Source organism: Hoskinsella mucinilytica, from assembly GCF_045223415.1.
In the GTDB taxonomy this organism is placed as follows: domain Bacteria; phylum Bacillota_I; class Bacilli_A; order Erysipelotrichales; family Erysipelotrichaceae; genus Hoskinsella; species Hoskinsella mucinilytica.
In genome coordinates this window covers 18,323-33,700 of the sequence record NZ_JBEQZJ010000042.1, presented here as the reverse complement: position 1 = coordinate 33,700, position 15,378 = coordinate 18,323, and the positions used below count along the sequence as shown (strand labels likewise).

At 34.2% G+C, this 15,378-nt stretch carries 16 protein-coding genes and 1 tRNA gene; 11 read left to right on the top strand and 6 right to left on the bottom strand.

Going from position 1 to position 15,378, the window contains the following annotated elements; translation table 11 throughout:
• Positions 1-109: 109 nt before the first annotated feature.
• Together UGRO018_RS14325 and UGRO018_RS14320 are read left to right on the top strand one after the other, a co-directional pair.
• Entirely contained in the window at positions 110-265 is a 156-nt protein-coding gene (locus tag UGRO018_RS14325) for a hypothetical protein (protein ID WP_416327177.1), read from the top strand.
• 188 nt (positions 266-453) lie between these two features.
• Positions 454-544 (top strand) — tRNA-Ser (locus UGRO018_RS14320).
• Positions 545-1,004: 460 nt separating this feature from the next.
• Here the strand turns inward: UGRO018_RS14320 and UGRO018_RS14315 are convergent.
• On the bottom strand, positions 1,005-2,027 hold the full coding sequence (locus UGRO018_RS14315; protein ID WP_416327176.1) for an RNA-guided endonuclease InsQ/TnpB family protein: 1,023 nt from the start codon (positions 2,025-2,027) through the stop codon (positions 1,005-1,007).
• Positions 2,028-2,215: 188 nt separating this feature from the next.
• Between UGRO018_RS14315 and UGRO018_RS14310 the strand changes: the two genes are divergently transcribed.
• From UGRO018_RS14310 to UGRO018_RS14295, 4 genes are all read left to right on the top strand, one after another.
• Positions 2,216-2,683 carry a hypothetical protein gene (locus UGRO018_RS14310; RefSeq protein WP_416327175.1) on the top strand — a complete coding sequence of 156 codons (468 nt, stop codon included), beginning with the start codon at positions 2,216-2,218 and terminating at the stop codon, positions 2,681-2,683.
• A 56-nt stretch (positions 2,684-2,739) separates the two neighbouring features.
• Positions 2,740-3,372: an HAD family hydrolase gene (locus UGRO018_RS14305; RefSeq protein ID WP_416327174.1), complete on the top strand. Its 633-nt coding sequence runs from the start codon at positions 2,740-2,742 to the stop codon at positions 3,370-3,372.
• A 79-nt stretch (positions 3,373-3,451) separates the two neighbouring features.
• Complete coding sequence (locus tag UGRO018_RS14300; protein ID WP_416327173.1) at positions 3,452-4,375, top strand: DUF2812 domain-containing protein; 924 nt, start codon at positions 3,452-3,454, stop codon at positions 4,373-4,375.
• 51 nt (positions 4,376-4,426) lie between these two features.
• Positions 4,427-4,792, top strand: coding sequence for a hypothetical protein (locus tag UGRO018_RS14295; RefSeq protein WP_416327172.1), 366 nt, complete (start codon positions 4,427-4,429; stop codon positions 4,790-4,792).
• A gap of 18 nt (positions 4,793-4,810) precedes the next feature.
• On the opposite strand, the gene UGRO018_RS14290 is transcribed toward UGRO018_RS14295, so the two are convergent.
• The 3 genes from UGRO018_RS14290 to UGRO018_RS14280 all read right to left on the bottom strand — a co-directional run bounded on the left by UGRO018_RS14290 (position 4,811) and on the right by UGRO018_RS14280 (position 9,435).
• On the bottom strand, positions 4,811-5,020 hold the full coding sequence (locus UGRO018_RS14290) for a zinc ribbon domain-containing protein (RefSeq protein ID WP_416327171.1): 210 nt from the start codon (positions 5,018-5,020) through the stop codon (positions 4,811-4,813).
• Positions 5,021-5,313: 293 nt separating this feature from the next.
• Complete coding sequence (locus UGRO018_RS14285; protein WP_416327170.1) at positions 5,314-7,344, bottom strand: hypothetical protein; 2,031 nt, start codon at positions 7,342-7,344, stop codon at positions 5,314-5,316.
• 18 nt (positions 7,345-7,362) lie between these two features.
• On the bottom strand, positions 7,363-9,435 hold the full coding sequence (locus UGRO018_RS14280; RefSeq protein WP_416327169.1) for an efflux RND transporter permease subunit: 2,073 nt from the start codon (positions 9,433-9,435) through the stop codon (positions 7,363-7,365).
• Positions 9,436-9,972: 537 nt separating this feature from the next.
• Between UGRO018_RS14280 and UGRO018_RS14275 the strand changes: the two genes are divergently transcribed.
• Positions 9,973-10,521 (top strand): hypothetical protein, encoded by a 549-nt coding sequence (locus tag UGRO018_RS14275; protein WP_416327168.1) that lies wholly within the window; start codon positions 9,973-9,975, stop codon positions 10,519-10,521.
• A 48-nt stretch (positions 10,522-10,569) separates the two neighbouring features.
• Complete coding sequence (locus tag UGRO018_RS14270) at positions 10,570-11,283, top strand: HAD family hydrolase (RefSeq protein ID WP_416327167.1); 714 nt, start codon at positions 10,570-10,572, stop codon at positions 11,281-11,283.
• Between the two features lie 81 nt (positions 11,284-11,364).
• On the opposite strand, the gene UGRO018_RS14265 is transcribed toward UGRO018_RS14270, so the two are convergent.
• Complete coding sequence (locus UGRO018_RS14265; protein WP_416327166.1) at positions 11,365-12,165, bottom strand: endonuclease/exonuclease/phosphatase family protein; 801 nt, start codon at positions 12,163-12,165, stop codon at positions 11,365-11,367.
• A gap of 259 nt (positions 12,166-12,424) precedes the next feature.
• Between UGRO018_RS14265 and UGRO018_RS14260 the strand changes: the two genes are divergently transcribed.
• The 3 genes from UGRO018_RS14260 to UGRO018_RS14250 all read left to right on the top strand — a co-directional run bounded on the left by UGRO018_RS14260 (position 12,425) and on the right by UGRO018_RS14250 (position 14,644).
• On the top strand, positions 12,425-12,964 hold the full coding sequence (locus UGRO018_RS14260) for an ECF transporter S component (protein WP_416327165.1): 540 nt from the start codon (positions 12,425-12,427) through the stop codon (positions 12,962-12,964).
• Positions 12,965-12,976: 12 nt separating this feature from the next.
• On the top strand, positions 12,977-13,975 hold the full coding sequence (locus tag UGRO018_RS14255; RefSeq protein ID WP_416327164.1) for a uridine kinase family protein: 999 nt from the start codon (positions 12,977-12,979) through the stop codon (positions 13,973-13,975).
• A gap of 87 nt (positions 13,976-14,062) precedes the next feature.
• Positions 14,063-14,644, top strand: coding sequence for a histidine phosphatase family protein (locus tag UGRO018_RS14250; RefSeq protein ID WP_416327163.1), 582 nt, complete (start codon positions 14,063-14,065; stop codon positions 14,642-14,644).
• A 104-nt stretch (positions 14,645-14,748) separates the two neighbouring features.
• Here the strand turns inward: UGRO018_RS14250 and UGRO018_RS14245 are convergent, their stop codons facing one another.
• Entirely contained in the window at positions 14,749-15,369 is a 621-nt protein-coding gene (locus UGRO018_RS14245) for a metallophosphoesterase (RefSeq protein ID WP_416327162.1), read from the bottom strand.
• Positions 15,370-15,378: the final 9 nt, after the last annotated feature.

Genomic DNA, 15,378 nt, shown 5'->3' with positions numbered 1-15,378 from the left:
GAGCGTTATGATTGTGGGTCAAGTGAGATGATGATCGATTTAAATAAGAAAAAAGGATAATACCATGTGTTTGAATAATTAGAATTTATTTATATTGGAAGAAATATTAATGCAAAACTTTGTAGAAGCGCTCATAAGTGATAATAAAAATCCAGCGTTACCAGCAGCGTTTCATTATTTTGGAAAACTTATCGGTAGTTGGGCAATAGACTATATTGAAAGTAATCCATCCTTTAGGGTGAATGGCATTTTCATGGGCTCTTGAAGGTATGGCTATAAAACTCAACATAATTTCTATAGGATGAAATTGATTTTTATTCTCTGAATAATTTTGAAAAAATTTGGCCTTTTTTATTGAATTTTCAAAAATCTGCTAGACTTTTAAAAACTACTATGGTATACTTTTATGGCAATAGAAAATCAAGCAATCGCTTTTGTTCTGTTGGTCATGCTGGAGTAGTACTCAAGAGGCTGAAGAGGTGCCCCTGCTAAGGGTATAGGTCGGGAAACTGGCGCGAGAGTTCAAATCTCTCCTACTCCGCCATATGCAAATAACATCCGTAAGGATGTTTTTTTCTATGTCGAGTAGGAGAGGTACGCCCCTAATAGGCCAGTTTCTTTCCTAATAACGCTCTATGTCTTAAATCTCCTATTGCAAATAGGAAGGGGCACTCTTTAAATAAACTGTTTTTCCCTATATTTGTAATATTTGTACAAATGTACTAAGCAATCAAATTTAATACGGAAAGTCATATACAGCCTACAAAATCAGTTCTAAATGTTCATATTTCTCATATATAAGGCTCTACACCTTAATCGTAAAATAAAATAAAAGCGCCATTACTATGAAAGCTAATAGCGCTCCTATAGCAAAGGTTAAACCTTCGCTGTGCCGCACGCAGCACATGAGTTCAAACTCCTAAACGCTTTTTATCAATCAGCAAGGACTCAGGTGCGTTTAAACCATCCCTGAACAGAGCGTATTAGCTTTCAGGGCAGACCGATTAGGCCTTAGGTGCATAAAGTATATTCATTGCACCCACTAAATCACGATGTTTCCGAAATCCACAACGGCAACGATAATCACGTCCCTTAACATTGTTAATTTTTCCACATGAAGGACATCTTTTCGTTGTTAAATATGGATCGACATACTCAACACGAATACCTACTTGATTTGCTTTATACTCTATAAAATGAGATACTCGTTGATAAGACCAGCAAACCTGATCATGGCGATGAAATTTTTGTTGAAGATGTGTCAATTTTTCTAAACGTATCACACTAACACTTTCTTCTAATGCAAAATCAACAATTTCCTTTGAAATACAGTGATCGATATGGTTTTTGTAATTATGTAATAGATGAGCGTGCTTTTCCAATTTTTTTGCATTTCCAGTTTTCTGTAGTTTTTGATAACGTTGCTTCAAAATTCTCTCATGATATTTAATCTCTCTTCCATTACCTATAAATTTAACCTTATTATCCTCCGTAAAACAGACTGCGGGACATTTCATACCTAAATCTATTCCCATAACTTTCTGTTTTGTTTCATCAAACAACATATCAGCTTGTTTTAGAATTATGCGCACAACATAATGCTTGGACTCTTTTTTTACATCCAATCGAAGAATTTCTGATTGCTCTATTTTACGACACTGATATTCATTTAAAGTAGAGTTACATGTTATGGTTGATCTTTGAAATGCATGTCCAAATTGCATAGAAATCCTACTTTTAGTAATTTGAAAAGAACGATTACTTAAGACGAACATACGATGAAATATCGCCTTCGGATGAGTTTTTCTTATTTCATAGAATTTTTGAGATAAGCGCAATAAATGTTCTTTAGAATGAAATGAAATTTTGTTACTCATCTCCCTATAGCCTATGAAATAAACTTGACCTGCTTTCTGATAGCATTGAATCAACCTTTCCAATTCCATATGATAGCATTTTTCATACTCTTCTAAAACACGAACAATATAGTCATTGACGAGCAGATTCGCCTTGATGGTAATATACATAAAATTCACCTCCTATTATTTATATACGTAAAGAAATCCCAAAATCCTAAAAAAAAGTAAAATAAACCTATATATAGCTACATTTTTTTATTATTTCTTACAAATTTAAAAAAATTTAAATAACTTTAGGATTTTTGCCACCCTTTTTCGTATGTATATATATAGAGGCAAAAAAAGGAGATGATACTATGTACTATACTGTACAAATTCGCCTAAGAACAGATGAGGAGCAGCACCAGTTGCTGTTGGCTTATGAAAAAATTTACGTATCTGCATTACATGATTTGATAGAAAAGATGGTAAAACGAAAAAAATGTCTATGTTTTTCTGCTTATCGATATCCTTCGAGTATTGATAAATCTTCACAATGGATGCTTTATCATATGGCATCCAAAATGGCAAAGTCAATTCAAGAAAAAAAGAAAGCCGTGTATCATCGTAGTGGTACTTGGACCACTTCATCATTTAAAATCATAAATGATTGTCTTTTCTTAGAATATGGAAATGATTTTGTATGCAAAACTGGACGATTTCTTTTAGCGATCAACAGTAAACAGCAATATCAGTTAAATAACGGTAAAAAGCTTCGTCTTGATCTTATCCATGACGAGAACTGTTGGTATTGTAATATTTTGATGCAAGCAAAAGATACATAGATATATATCGAAAAATATGGTATCATGAAAACGAAATATTTGATAGGAGAATGATGATGACGAAACAAAATCTGATATTTGATATTGATGGTACCTTATGGGATGCGACACATGAGATAACAAAGGCATATAACGAAGTCTTAAAAAGAGTCAATGATACATATCCATTGATTACGGATGAAATGATGGCAGGAATCATGGGGTTCTTACCTGAAGAAATTGCGGATACTTTCTTTCCATATTTATCAAAAGAAAAAAGAATGGTTCTGTTAGAACAGTGCTTTGAAAATGAAAACAAGCATTTAACAAAACATGGTGGAACGTTATATCCAGATGTTATTCATGTATTAGATCTACTTTCTAAACAATATAATTTATATATTGTAAGCAATTGTCAGGATGGTTATGTTGATGCCTTATTTACTGTACATCCGATAAGAGATTATTTTATTGATTTTGAATGTAGCGGAAGGACGGGCCTAAAAAAGAGTGATAATATCAGGCTTATTATGGAGCGTAATCAAATGAAGCAGGCTATCTATATTGGTGATACGCAAAAGGATATGATTGCCAGTAAAGAGGCGGGAATTCCGTTTATCTATGCTGCTTATGGATTTGGGGAAGTTGATAGCTATGATGAAATTATTACATCTTTCAAAGATTTATTAAGTTTGTTTCCTTGTGAATAGACTTGTTAATGTTTTCATTAATTTGACATGTTTACTATATCATGTTAAATTTAAAAGGTACGGCTAAGGAGGTCCTGATATGAATAATGAAGATATCAAAGAAAATCAGTCTGTCAAAGAGGAATCTGTTATACAAGATCTCTTCGACACAAAGCCGATAGATGAAAGTACACCAAAGCAGGAACCCGATGAAAATCCACAGACAGATCAAGTGCAGGCTGTGATAGATACAGTCAGCTCATCACAAAATTCGCAAAAAAATAAAAAAGAAGAACTTTCGCAAATCATAAATCAAATCATTAAAGTTGTAAAAGAAAAAGCGGGTATATTAAAGCATAAAAGTGCTGTTGTATTAAAGAAAGCTCATGCCAATATTCAAGACAAAAAAGCAGAAAAAAACGAAATTAAACCTGATAAGGTTGTTTTGGCTCCGGGTGAGATTAAGCGCTATAAATTGTTTTTTGTATCTGATATGGAAGAGGAAGCTGCCTATTTACATCAAATGTCACTTGGTGGCATGCATTTCGTAAAAAAAGCTGGCATACAGTATGTTTTCCGTACAGGGGAAACAAAAAATTATTTCTATCATCTTGGTTATTATGAGAAAGATAAGCGAGATGGGGAGCGTTATGCCGCTAATTATGCTGATGCAGGTTGGGAAAATATTTATCATGAAAAGGGTGAATTTGATGGAGTATGGAATTATTTTCGTACTGAGGTTGATGAAGAATCACCCGAGCCTCATATTTTCAGTGATAGAATTTCCAGAATTGCTTTGTATGAGCGTTTATTAAGCTCATGGAGAACACTTTTGGCCATGATGGTGATTTGTCTTTTATTGATGGGATTGTTTTTGTTTTTCCTAAATTCCAAAATAGGTAGAGTGGATACGATATTCTTGATTTTATCCATCACCATTAGTATCGTTATCTTGTTGATTTTCGCAATCTATAGTAGAATATATTTGAAAATCAATAAAAAGTTGGCAGAATTAAAGAAATAGGGTATGATGAAACCATTGATAGAAGTCAATGGTTTTTTTAGGAGGTAAAGGATGTTTATCTTGTGTTATGTCGTATTACTTCAATTAAGTGAAACATTATCTATCCTGATACCAGCGCTGATTTTTTTGCTGCTTTATAAAGTGTGTCATATTTCATCAGCTCGTATGATTGCTTTTCTGAAAAAGCACACTGTAGGTAAAGTGTTTTTCATTCTCTTGCTTTGTGAAGGTATTGCATTTTTCCCCTTGTTACCGTTTATGATTCAAACATTTTCCACATATACATCGTCTCCGGAGTTATTTGCTTATTCAATATTTATTTTACAGCTTTTGCCATGGACATTGAAATTAAAAAAAGCGATAGAACTTGTACAAGGGAAAGCAAAGAAGCAACAGGATCATGCGATTTATCAATAAAAAAAGAGCATGCGCTCTTTAATTTGTGAAGAAGTCCAGGATATTCCAAGCAGCATCAGTTTCACGCTTATATAATTCTGTATATCCGCATCGTGTGCAAGAAATAGTGACAAATTTTTTGTTCTGTACATCAAATATTTTTGCGAAGTTGCCACCTGTTGCTTGAAATTGATCACTTTCATAATGCATATTGCCACATTTCGGGCAAATGTATTGTTTTTTTTCCATAAACAGCCTCCTTGATGTTGCTATTATATAACAAAGACCTAAGGATTTACAAGTCTGTTTGCGGTTTTCTAATAGTTAACATCTTTTGACATTCGTATCAAGAAATAGGAGGCTGTTTTATTATTATTTATAAAGTGTTGGAAGATATATAAGACTAGGGTTTCGATTTTGAAGTGTTATCATAAAAACGTAAGATAGGAACATATCACTATGAAAGTAAATGTTTTATTACATTCCGTATGATACTTAGTCTTTTCATTGCTTGTTATCTTTCATATCTTATTTCCGGGTTGTTACTTTTTTTCCTTTTCCAATTCCTCAGTCTTATAAATAAATTTCACACTAGATTGACTATGTTCTGGTGCACCTGTAAAACTGTGTTCTTCTTCTGCTTGTTTTACGATTTCATCTTTGATTGCTAATAATTGAGTGATTTCATCCATCGTTAAGGAGACTTCAGATTTCATTTTATAGACACCATCTTGATGGAAAGTTCCCATACCTTGGTGAAGTTCTTTTGTTTTATCCGCAAGAGTATGACTTGCAGCATATAGTTGATTTGCGCCATCTTGAATTGTAAATGATCCGTTTTTCAGTTGTGAAACTCCTTGATCTGCATTTTGAATGCCAAATGCTAAGGCTTTGCTACCATCATAAAGTTTGGATGCTCCTGTTGCAATCATATCCATAGAACCATCTAATGTGGTGATACCTTTATTTAGGGTTGAAATGCCTGATACCAATTGACTGGAACCTATTTTTAGTTGTGCAACCTGTTCATTGGCGGTTTGAAATTCTTGTTGGAAAGCAGTAATACTTTTATTTAATTGTTGCGCTGCTTCAGGTAAGGAAGACATTAGTTTTGTTGATTCTTGTAATGCTTGTAACTCATTATTTAAATCTGATACACCTTGTGACGTTCCTAATAGAGTGCTTGATACGAGCATTTGCTCTTTTGCTAATTTACATTGCTGTTCATCCAAGATGGTTTCGTTTTGACATGCTGCTAAAGTTTCTTGCGCATTTTTTTGTAAATTTACAGCAGCATCTTGTACATTTTGATCATTGATGGCTTGGTTTATATCGTTAGCACCCGTTTGTAATTTCGTGATATTTTGAGATAGATCTTGTAGAAGAGATAAGCTATTCATTAAGCTTTGATATGTTTCACTTTCTAATAAGGCAGTAAATTCTTGCTGTTTTTCATTAAGAAGTGTTTGCATTTGTCCGATACCCTGATCGATTCTCATGGCACCATTTGCCAGATCAGAGCTTTGTGCAGTACTGTTTAAAAGTGTTTCGCTACCTTTTTTTGCTTGTTGTAGACCAACATTTAGTGTGGAAAGGTTGTTATTCAGATCTTTTGAACCGTTTACTAACTGCGCTGTTCCGTTTTTTAGTGTAGTAACGCCATCTGTTAATTCTGGTACACCATGAACTAAATCTGACATTTTATCAGCAAAGGTATTGGTTCCATCTGCCAGCTGAGAGGTGCCTTCTAATAACTGTTGGCTTGCAAGATTTAATTGATCTAATCCTTGAGTTAAGTCATCAATAGAATTGATATCCTTTAACTTATCTAAGGATACCTCAGGAGTAAATGCTATCATAATAGGTCCTAAAGCGAAGTCTTTTGTATCACAACTTATGATATATTCATCACTGAAACCAAATGCATCTGTAGGAATACCACTACTTTTTATTGTATCTTCCAAGCCGGGAACACTGATAAAACCTACAATTTGGTTGTTTCCTTCAGATATGATATTACCAGAATTGATCTTTACGTTTTTAAAATGGTCGGTATCTAAATCTACCATCCCAGCGCCAACGTAAAGTGGATGGATCTTTGTATCTTTACCATTGATATTCACTACTTTGGTTTTTGTATTTTTCATCTGAATATGAATTTCCAGCTTGCCACTTTGTCCAATCAATTCTTCTCCTGTTTTTGGTTTACCGTTTAACTTATAAGTTACTTTCACATCTATTGGCAAAGCTTTCTTTGTTTTTCCTTCATAATAAACATCATTGGAATCAGAATTCCAAACATACATATTGTTGTGAACAGTAGGTTCATCATCGCTTTTTACATTTCTTACATCTTGGATATCTAATTTTTCTTTGATATCCTTGATACCATCATCGTTATGCAACCAACTGCTGACGATTTCTTCATCAACGCTACCATCACTATGAAGCATTGCATATACTGTTTCATCCTTTGTTGTATTTGCTTCTTCTTTTGCGAACAATGCGAAACTATTTTGTGTCAGCATCATGCTTAAAATCGTACATGTTACAACTTTTACATTTTTCTTCATATATATCTTTCCTCTTTCTTATTTCAAATCGGCTTTTGGCCAGTCTTTTGTTGTTTTTTCTATGAGCTTATGACAAACAATCAATAATGCAGGAAGTACCAATAGAATGACCAACATGGAAATTATCGCTCCTCTTGATATGAGCATACATAAACTTTTGATCAAATCCATTTTAGATATGAAGGATACACCAATACATGCAGCGAAGAAGGATAGTCCGGAAGTGATGATACTTGGTGCAGATTTAGTGGCAGCTTCTTTTGCGGCATTCACAACATTATTTCCTAGCAACAATTCTTCTTTATATCTTGTCGTCATCAAAATTGCGTAGTCTACCGTTGCACCTAACTGAATGGTTCCAATAACGATGCTTGCGATAAAGGGAAGTGTTGATCCTGTAAAATAAGGTATTCCCATATTGATACAAATTGCAAATTCAATGGAAGCGACAAGCACAATTGGTAAAAACAGGGAACGGAAGGTGATAGCAATGATGATAAAAATTGCCGCAACGGATAACATATTAACCATTTTAAAGTCGATATCTGTTGTTGTAATCAAATCCCTCGTTAGACTACCTTCTCCGGCAATGACGGCTGTTTGATCGTATTGATGCATGATGTCATCTATCTTGTTTAATTGTTCATTTTCTTCATCCGTAGCTGATTGAAATGTACTATTGACCAGTATCATTTTCTTTCCACCATTTTGAAGGATATTCTTGATAGCTTTGGGTTCTAATTGCTCTGGAATACCTCCACCAATGATACTTTCATAGGAAACCACAGAGTATACGCCATCTAATTGTTCAACTTGATCGCAAATATCTTTGATTTGATAGTTTTTCAATGACTCATCTACTAAAAGGAAGTGCGTTGTTGTCATATGAAATTGGTCTTTTAGTTTATTGGTACCTATGACACTTGGAAAGCTTTGAGGCATTGTGGAATTCAAGTCATAGTAAACATTGGTATGCGCTTGAGCATAGCTCATGGGAATAAAGATCAATAAGAATACGATAGGAATACTTTTATAGTGTTTTGTTAGAAAGCTTGGTAGCATCTTAGGTTCTTTTAATAGGATGGGGTGGTGCCATTTCACGATATATCGATCAAATCGCATTAACAAAGAAGGCAAAATGATGATGGTAGAAAGCACACCGAAGATTACACCTTTTGCCATGACGATTCCAATATCTTTCCCTAAAGTAAGTTGCATTCCACATAAGGCTAAAAAACCTGCAATGGTTGTGATGGAAGAACTGGTGATAGAGGAAAAGGTTGCTTGTATCGCATTTGACATGGCTTCTTCTCGATGACTACATTTGTTTTTTTCTTCTTGGAAACGATGAAGTAGGAAAATAGAATAATCCATGGTAACTCCTAGCTGCAATACCAATGCTAAGGCCTTGGTGATATAAGATATTTCGCCTAAAAAGAAATTTGTGCCAAAGTTATAAGCAATCGGGAATATCATACCTAGGACAAATACAAACGGTGCTATCGTAGATTCTAGCCCCATGAACAGTACGATGACACAAAGACCAATTGCCGTGATCGCATAAAGCGGTGTTTCTTGATTCATTAAATCCTTGGTATCTTCGGTAATAGCGGAAAAGCCTCCTAAATAGCATTCCTTATCAGCATATCCTTTGATTTTTTGAATGGCATCCATCGTTCTTTGTGAAGCAGTATCTTCTTGAAAGGTGATCACCATTAAAGTGCTTTCTTTGGAATATAGCATTTCCTTAACATCTTTAGGCAAGATTTCTTTAGGAATGGAAAGATCGATGACATCCCCTCTCCAAAGGACATCTTTTACACCATCAATTTGCTTGATTTCTTCTTTTAATTTCGCAACATTTTTATCAGGCATATGTTCTACAACTAACATGCCGGTACTAGCTAATTCAAAATCATCGCTCAAAGAGGTTTGTGCTATCATTGATTCTGCATCTGATGGTAAATAGCTTAATAGGTCATAATTGACTTTGGTTCGTGCATAGCCAATGGCACTTGGTATCAATAATAGGACGGCTATGACGAGTATGATGTTCCTCTTTTTTACGATGAACTCACTTAAACGTTTCATAAGATTCATCTCCTTTTGTGTAATTCCTTCTGATCATTTTGTGAATGGATTCAAATAGTATTTCTTTGAGATGGTCAATTGAATCATCAATGATTTGCGTTAGACGCTTGTATCAAGGCTTCATCAATCAAGGATGAGCTATATTTCATCATCAAATGATTGATGAGGGAAACGTTATCATTGAAATAACGATAAAAAGTTCCTTTTGCGACTATGGCCTTTTTTACGATTTGACTGCTTTTTACTTTTGTTTAAAAGCATTTTATTTTGCAAACATACACCCTCTTTCGTGTTAAAAATAACGATTGGTCATTTTTTACTTGTAAAGGATATTGCAAAATGAAACAATCGTCAATAAAGGATATGCGCTTTCAAAAAAACTCGTTTATACATCTTTTATGATTTGTCTAAAAGAGATGATATTTTATTGTTTCGTACTAAAATATGGCTTTTCGTGTCAGTTTTATTATTTTTCAGCAACTTTATTTTGTTTTATGGTAAAATTATATTATAAATGGTATAGAGAGGAGCTGACATATGAAGCGAAAATATATCTTGATCGGGCTGATTGTTTTTGCACTTATCGTCCTCTTTTTCTTTGAAGCGGGAAGAGTTAGAAAAAAAGAAATTGCATGTGATGCGCTTCAACAACATTTTGAACAGTATCCTTTAAAGTTCGATAAACTTAAAGAAAATGCGAATCGTTGTTCCTTTGGGTATCAATGGATGGGGTCTGAAGCAAATCGTCTGGAATTTATGGCTGATGGTGTTTATGTAAAAATAGGTGAGAAAAAGCAACATTTAAAAAGCCCTCGTCGTAGTAAACCAGATGATGATATCGTAAAAACGCAGATTACACATCATGATACCTTAATAAAGATTCTTTATCGAAGTAGTTCAGAGAAGGATTCTCTTGTGGATATTTTTGCGGATTTTACTTTTAGTTATCAGGGTTATTTTGTAAAAGGAAGCATACGAGGCATTTATCGACAAAATAAAAAGGCAAAGGTAAAGGATGTTCCTGATGAAGTCTTTGCCCAAACTCAGGATCGGATTTTGCATTTTGTAGATGAATATTTTGTTTGATTATCCAATTACTTTGTGGTATTCTAAGCACTGTATGGAGGAATCAAAATGAAAAATACTGTTTTATTTGATTTAGATGGTACCTTGTTGCCAATGGATAATAAATATTTTACACATTATTACTTAAACCTATTAGGTAAGAAATTTTTAGAACTAGGTTATGATGCAGAAGCATCCATACAAGGTGTTTGGAATGGTTTGAAACATATGGTTAAAAACGATGGTTCATTAAGTAATGAACAAGCTTTTTGGAATGGTTTTTCAGCAATCATGGAACAGAAGATGAAACATTCTAAGGAAGAATTAAACACCTTACTGTTGTCGTTTTATCAAAGTGAATTTCATGAAGCAAAGGTTGCGACATCGCCTAATGATGTAGCGGCAGAAATCGTCCATGGAGTAAAGGCGTTAGGGAAAAAAGTAGTGTTAGCTACCAATCCTATCTTTCCGAAGCAGGCGGTTTTAACCAGACTTAGTTGGATTGGTTTAACAGAAGATGATTTTGATTATATCACTACGTATGAGAATTCTCATTACTGTAAACCAAACCCTGCTTATTATGAGGAAATATGTAAGGAATGTAATATTTCGCAAGCAGATTGTGTCATGATAGGGAATGATGTATCAGAGGATATGATACCTGCAGCTTCCTTACAAATGAAAACCTTTCTAGTAAAAGATCATCAAATAGGAGATGATGGCGTAGTTGATACAGAAAAAGGTCTTTTAAAAGATGTATTAGAGTGGCTAAAAAAACAATAACAATGATCATGCGTAAGTCTCAAACAAATGAGGCTTTTTTATGAAATCATAAATTGTAAATATGCTTTTGGATATAGGCATTCAAGAAAGTTTTAGCTCACAATAAAATAGATTATGGTCAGAGAATGTAGAAGGTATTACCTGAGCTTGAAGTAAAGAAAGGTTGTTAGAATAATAAATATTATCAGGGAAACCAAAATCTCTAAAAGTGATATAGGGATCGTTTGCTTTGTTAATAGAGGTCATACCATCAATTTCAAAAAAATCGGAAGCCTGAAACGTATTCATATCTCCTAAAAATATGGTATCTGTTTGATTTTCTATTTCCTTGGAAATAGAAGCAATCTGTTCTTTTCTTACATCACGTTCTTTGAAACTTAAATGAGTGTGATAAACATGAAGAATTCTTCCACAAAGATCAATGTCAGCTTGTGCAAATACTCTTGGTTCATTTAAAAAATGAGTTGGCAATTGGGTAGAAGTAACCGCATTGATCGGATATTTGCTTAGGATACCAATACCATAATAGCCATCAAGGATCCACATAGTTTGATAAAAATGATAATAGGGAAAGTCCGCTACTTTCGCCATTTCTTCTACCATATTGATATTTCCACTTCTTCTAGCATGTTGATCTACTTCTTGAACAACCAAGATATCTAAATCAAGTTCTTTCATTTCATTTGCAAATCGCTCTAATCCATTTCCTTGATCTAATAATTTTGTATTATAGGTTCCGACCTTGATTTGTTTCACTTCTTTTTCCTCTTGATGGGGATTGGTAAAGGTTACATGATAATTACGGCTACGTGTTCGCCAAATAAAAAAGCATGCAAGAATGGAGCATAATACACCGATACCAATTAAAATTTTACGTTTCATTTTATCATCACCTTCTTGAGTATGACTGTCTTCTTATTTATATCCTACTTTTTATCACATTGCAATATTCATTGTTATTTTTTATCATGTTTATCGCATCTTATAAAAAATTAGAATAAAATTAAAATATCTATTGACTTGAAGTGCACTTCAACTGTTACACTATATCATGCGAATCAAACTGTATACAAGTTTACATCATACAGGAATTGCTTTATACTTAATTTGTTTGATTATGTAGAAGATAGGAGAGATTGTTATGAATCATAATATTCGTAATATGGTTTTTTGTGCTTTGTGTATCGCCTTAGGGCTTGTGCTTCCTATGGCATTTCATGTCATTCCCAATGCAGGTAGTATCTTTTTGCCAATGCATATTCCTGTGCTTTTGTGTGGGTTATTATGTGGTCCTTATTTTGGTCTGTTATGTGGGTTTCTTGTGCCCATCCTTTCTAGTATCTTAACAGGAATGCCACCGGCTCCGATTTTGCCTGGTATGATTTGTGAGCTTGCTGTTTATGGGGCAATATCCGGATTTATGGCTAGAAAAGTAAAACTTAAAAACGAGCTTGCTTCCGTCTATGTTCAATTATTGACGGCTATGATAGCCGGTCGAATCGTCTATGGCATTTTAAATGCATTGGTATTTCATGCAGGAAGTTATTCGATGTCTATTTTCATTGGTACCGCCTTTGTGACAGCTTTTCCAGGTATCGTGATACAGCTATTGTTTTTACCTTCCATTGTCATGCTATTGAATAAGGTCAGTCATAAAGTTTTGATGAAGACAGCTCATTAAACCATGATGGATATGCAACAGGCATGGAAGCTGGAACAAAAGCTTCATCCGGAATGGAGAAGAGAGGATCAGCTGAAATTTATTCAACAGGCATGTTTGGGACCGGCTCATATGATAGAAGAGGAAGATCAAAGCTTGAAGTTTCTTCAAATAGAAAAGAAAATGGTAACTCAACAGGAACATGTACAACAAATCGGACCTTTTTATGTTCGAGTACCGCTATCCATGATGAAAGAACAGGATCTTCCTTTATGGAATATCTTATTTATCAAGAGTGCAACATATGCGATACCACAAGAAGAACTTTTTGATGCATGTTTGAATCAAATACCTAATGGTATATCGGACTTGGAAAAAGAAAAATTGAGACAAGGAATCCATCATAGTGAACATTATCGCCAGCGATATCAACCACACTATCGTGTGATCAAAAAGGAATATGTAGATTTTTTTCCGATGATAAAACAGGTATATGAAATGTTCAAATGCAGATCACAGTTATGTTTTGCAATCGATGGACCTTGTGCAAGTGGGAAAAGTACATTTGCTATTTTACTACAAGAATTATTTGATTTGCCTTTGTTTCATATGGATGATTATTTTTTACCACCGCATTTAAAAAGTAAGGATCGTCTTTGTGAGCCGGGTGGTAATGTGGATTATGAGCGTTGTTATCAAGAAATCTTAGCTCCTTTTCAAAATAGAAAAGAAATTGTTTATCGTCCCTATGATTGTAAAGAAAAAAAGTTATTCGCACCGATACACATACCATTTTATCCTTATATCGTGCTAGAAGGCAGTTATGCACATCATCCTTACTTTCAAAACGTCAAGACCATGAAGCTTTTTTTGAATTGTTGTTTTGATATACAAAAAGAGCGATTAAAACAAAGATCCCCGTATTTATATGAGCGCTTTGTACAAGAATGGATCCCTATGGAGGAAACCTATTTTCAGACATTCTCAATAAAGGAACATTGTGATTGTTTGATAGATACCTCAACCTTTTAGACGCAATATGCGTCTTTTTTCAAAAAAAAGCTTGCCTTAGAGTAAGCTCACAGGAGTATGATATCTTTATGAAAGGATGAAAGGTAAATGAAAAAAACATTATATTTGATGCGCCATGGACAGACTTTGTTCAACGTAAGAAGAAAAATTCAAGGCTTTTGTGATTCTCCTTTGACAGAGTTAGGTATCAAACAGGCAAAGATTGCAGGGGCTTATTTAAAAGATAAAGGAGTGGTATTCGATCACGCTTATGCTTCTACCTCAGAGCGAGCATGTGATACCTTGGAGTTAGTTTGTGATATGCCTTATCAAAGAGTTAAGGGATTGCGGGAATGGAACTTCGGTAAATTTGAAGGAGAAAGTGAAGATCTGAATCCGTCTTTACCTTATGGTGACTTTTTTGTGCCATATGGTGGTGAAGGGGAATTACAGCTACGACAAAGGGTTGCGGATACTTTAATGGAAATTATGAAAAAGGATGATCATCATGTCGTTTTGGCAGTTTCACATGGGGCTTCTTGCCGACAATTTATGCGATATTGGGAACAGTTCGCAAAGGTAGATGTGAGTGAGAGATTAAGAAATTGCTGTATTTTGAAATTCGCCTTTGAAGAAAACCGTTTTATATTAGAAGAAATCATCAACCATAATTTTGATTTACCACAATGATATGTAGAGTTTTCCACATTCATTGTGGAAAACAAGCTTATTTGTGTAGTAGACCATAAAAAAAGGAAACATTTCAAATATAGTATGTTTCCTTTTTTTTTATTTTAGTTCATTTTTGATCTGCGTTTTTGATCACATTCTATCCACTCATCTAGTGTTAAGGGTGTATAATCGCTATACATACAAAAACAATTGATCATATGGCAAGGAATGTTGGTTTTATCACCACCCGGTGTGGTAATTATGGTACTTCTTGTAATATCTTGAAATTGTTCTAATAAGCGTTGATCTGTTGTATCATGCACATGACCATACAACATATAGGTTTTCGGATTGCCATCTTCATCTACACGATATTGTTTGTTATAGCACATGATCGGATAATGACACAACACGACCTTACGATGATTGTCTGAAAGCTCCACATATGGTTTGATCCATTCAAAACGGGAAGTGTCGAAATGTTTGCTTTCTGAAAACTTATCATGATTTCCTTGAATCAGATATAAGGTACCATGAAGTCGTTTTAATAGCTCATTGGTTTCTTCAGCTTTTCCCCAAGATAAATCACCTAGTATCACGACTTCGTCATTTTTTCTGACTTTTTTATTCCACTGTTTGATCATATATTCGTTCATTTCTTCAACATTTGAAAATCCACGCATATCCATTTTTGTGTTCAATGCGATATGAAAAAAATGTAAATCTGCGATATAATACCTCATTAGATAGCC

Coding starts and splice junctions, on each gene's coding strand:
- UGRO018_RS14280 (WP_416327169.1), bottom strand. CDS start 9,435: ATGAAACGTTTAAGTGAGTTCATCGTAAAAAAGAGGAACATCATACTC.
- UGRO018_RS14290 (WP_416327171.1), bottom strand. CDS start 5,020: ATGGAAAAAAAACAATACATTTGCCCGAAATGTGGCAATATGCATTAT.
- UGRO018_RS14260 (WP_416327165.1), top strand. CDS start 12,425: ATGAATCATAATATTCGTAATATGGTTTTTTGTGCTTTGTGTATCGCC.
- UGRO018_RS14245 (WP_416327162.1), bottom strand. CDS start 15,369: ATGAGGTATTATATCGCAGATTTACATTTTTTTCATATCGCATTGAAC.
- UGRO018_RS14325 (WP_416327177.1), top strand. CDS start 110: ATGCAAAACTTTGTAGAAGCGCTCATAAGTGATAATAAAAATCCAGCG.
- UGRO018_RS14250 (WP_416327163.1), top strand. CDS start 14,063: ATGAAAAAAACATTATATTTGATGCGCCATGGACAGACTTTGTTCAAC.
- UGRO018_RS14265 (WP_416327166.1), bottom strand. CDS start 12,165: ATGAAACGTAAAATTTTAATTGGTATCGGTGTATTATGCTCCATTCTT.
- UGRO018_RS14310 (WP_416327175.1), top strand. CDS start 2,216: ATGTACTATACTGTACAAATTCGCCTAAGAACAGATGAGGAGCAGCAC.
- UGRO018_RS14285 (WP_416327170.1), bottom strand. CDS start 7,344: ATGAAGAAAAATGTAAAAGTTGTAACATGTACGATTTTAAGCATGATG.
- UGRO018_RS14315 (WP_416327176.1), bottom strand. CDS start 2,027: ATGTATATTACCATCAAGGCGAATCTGCTCGTCAATGACTATATTGTT.
- UGRO018_RS14300 (WP_416327173.1), top strand. CDS start 3,452: ATGAATAATGAAGATATCAAAGAAAATCAGTCTGTCAAAGAGGAATCT.
- UGRO018_RS14255 (WP_416327164.1), top strand. CDS start 12,977: ATGCAACAGGCATGGAAGCTGGAACAAAAGCTTCATCCGGAATGGAGA.
- UGRO018_RS14270 (WP_416327167.1), top strand. CDS start 10,570: ATGAAAAATACTGTTTTATTTGATTTAGATGGTACCTTGTTGCCAATG.
- UGRO018_RS14275 (WP_416327168.1), top strand. CDS start 9,973: ATGAAGCGAAAATATATCTTGATCGGGCTGATTGTTTTTGCACTTATC.
- UGRO018_RS14305 (WP_416327174.1), top strand. CDS start 2,740: ATGACGAAACAAAATCTGATATTTGATATTGATGGTACCTTATGGGAT.
- UGRO018_RS14295 (WP_416327172.1), top strand. CDS start 4,427: ATGTTTATCTTGTGTTATGTCGTATTACTTCAATTAAGTGAAACATTA.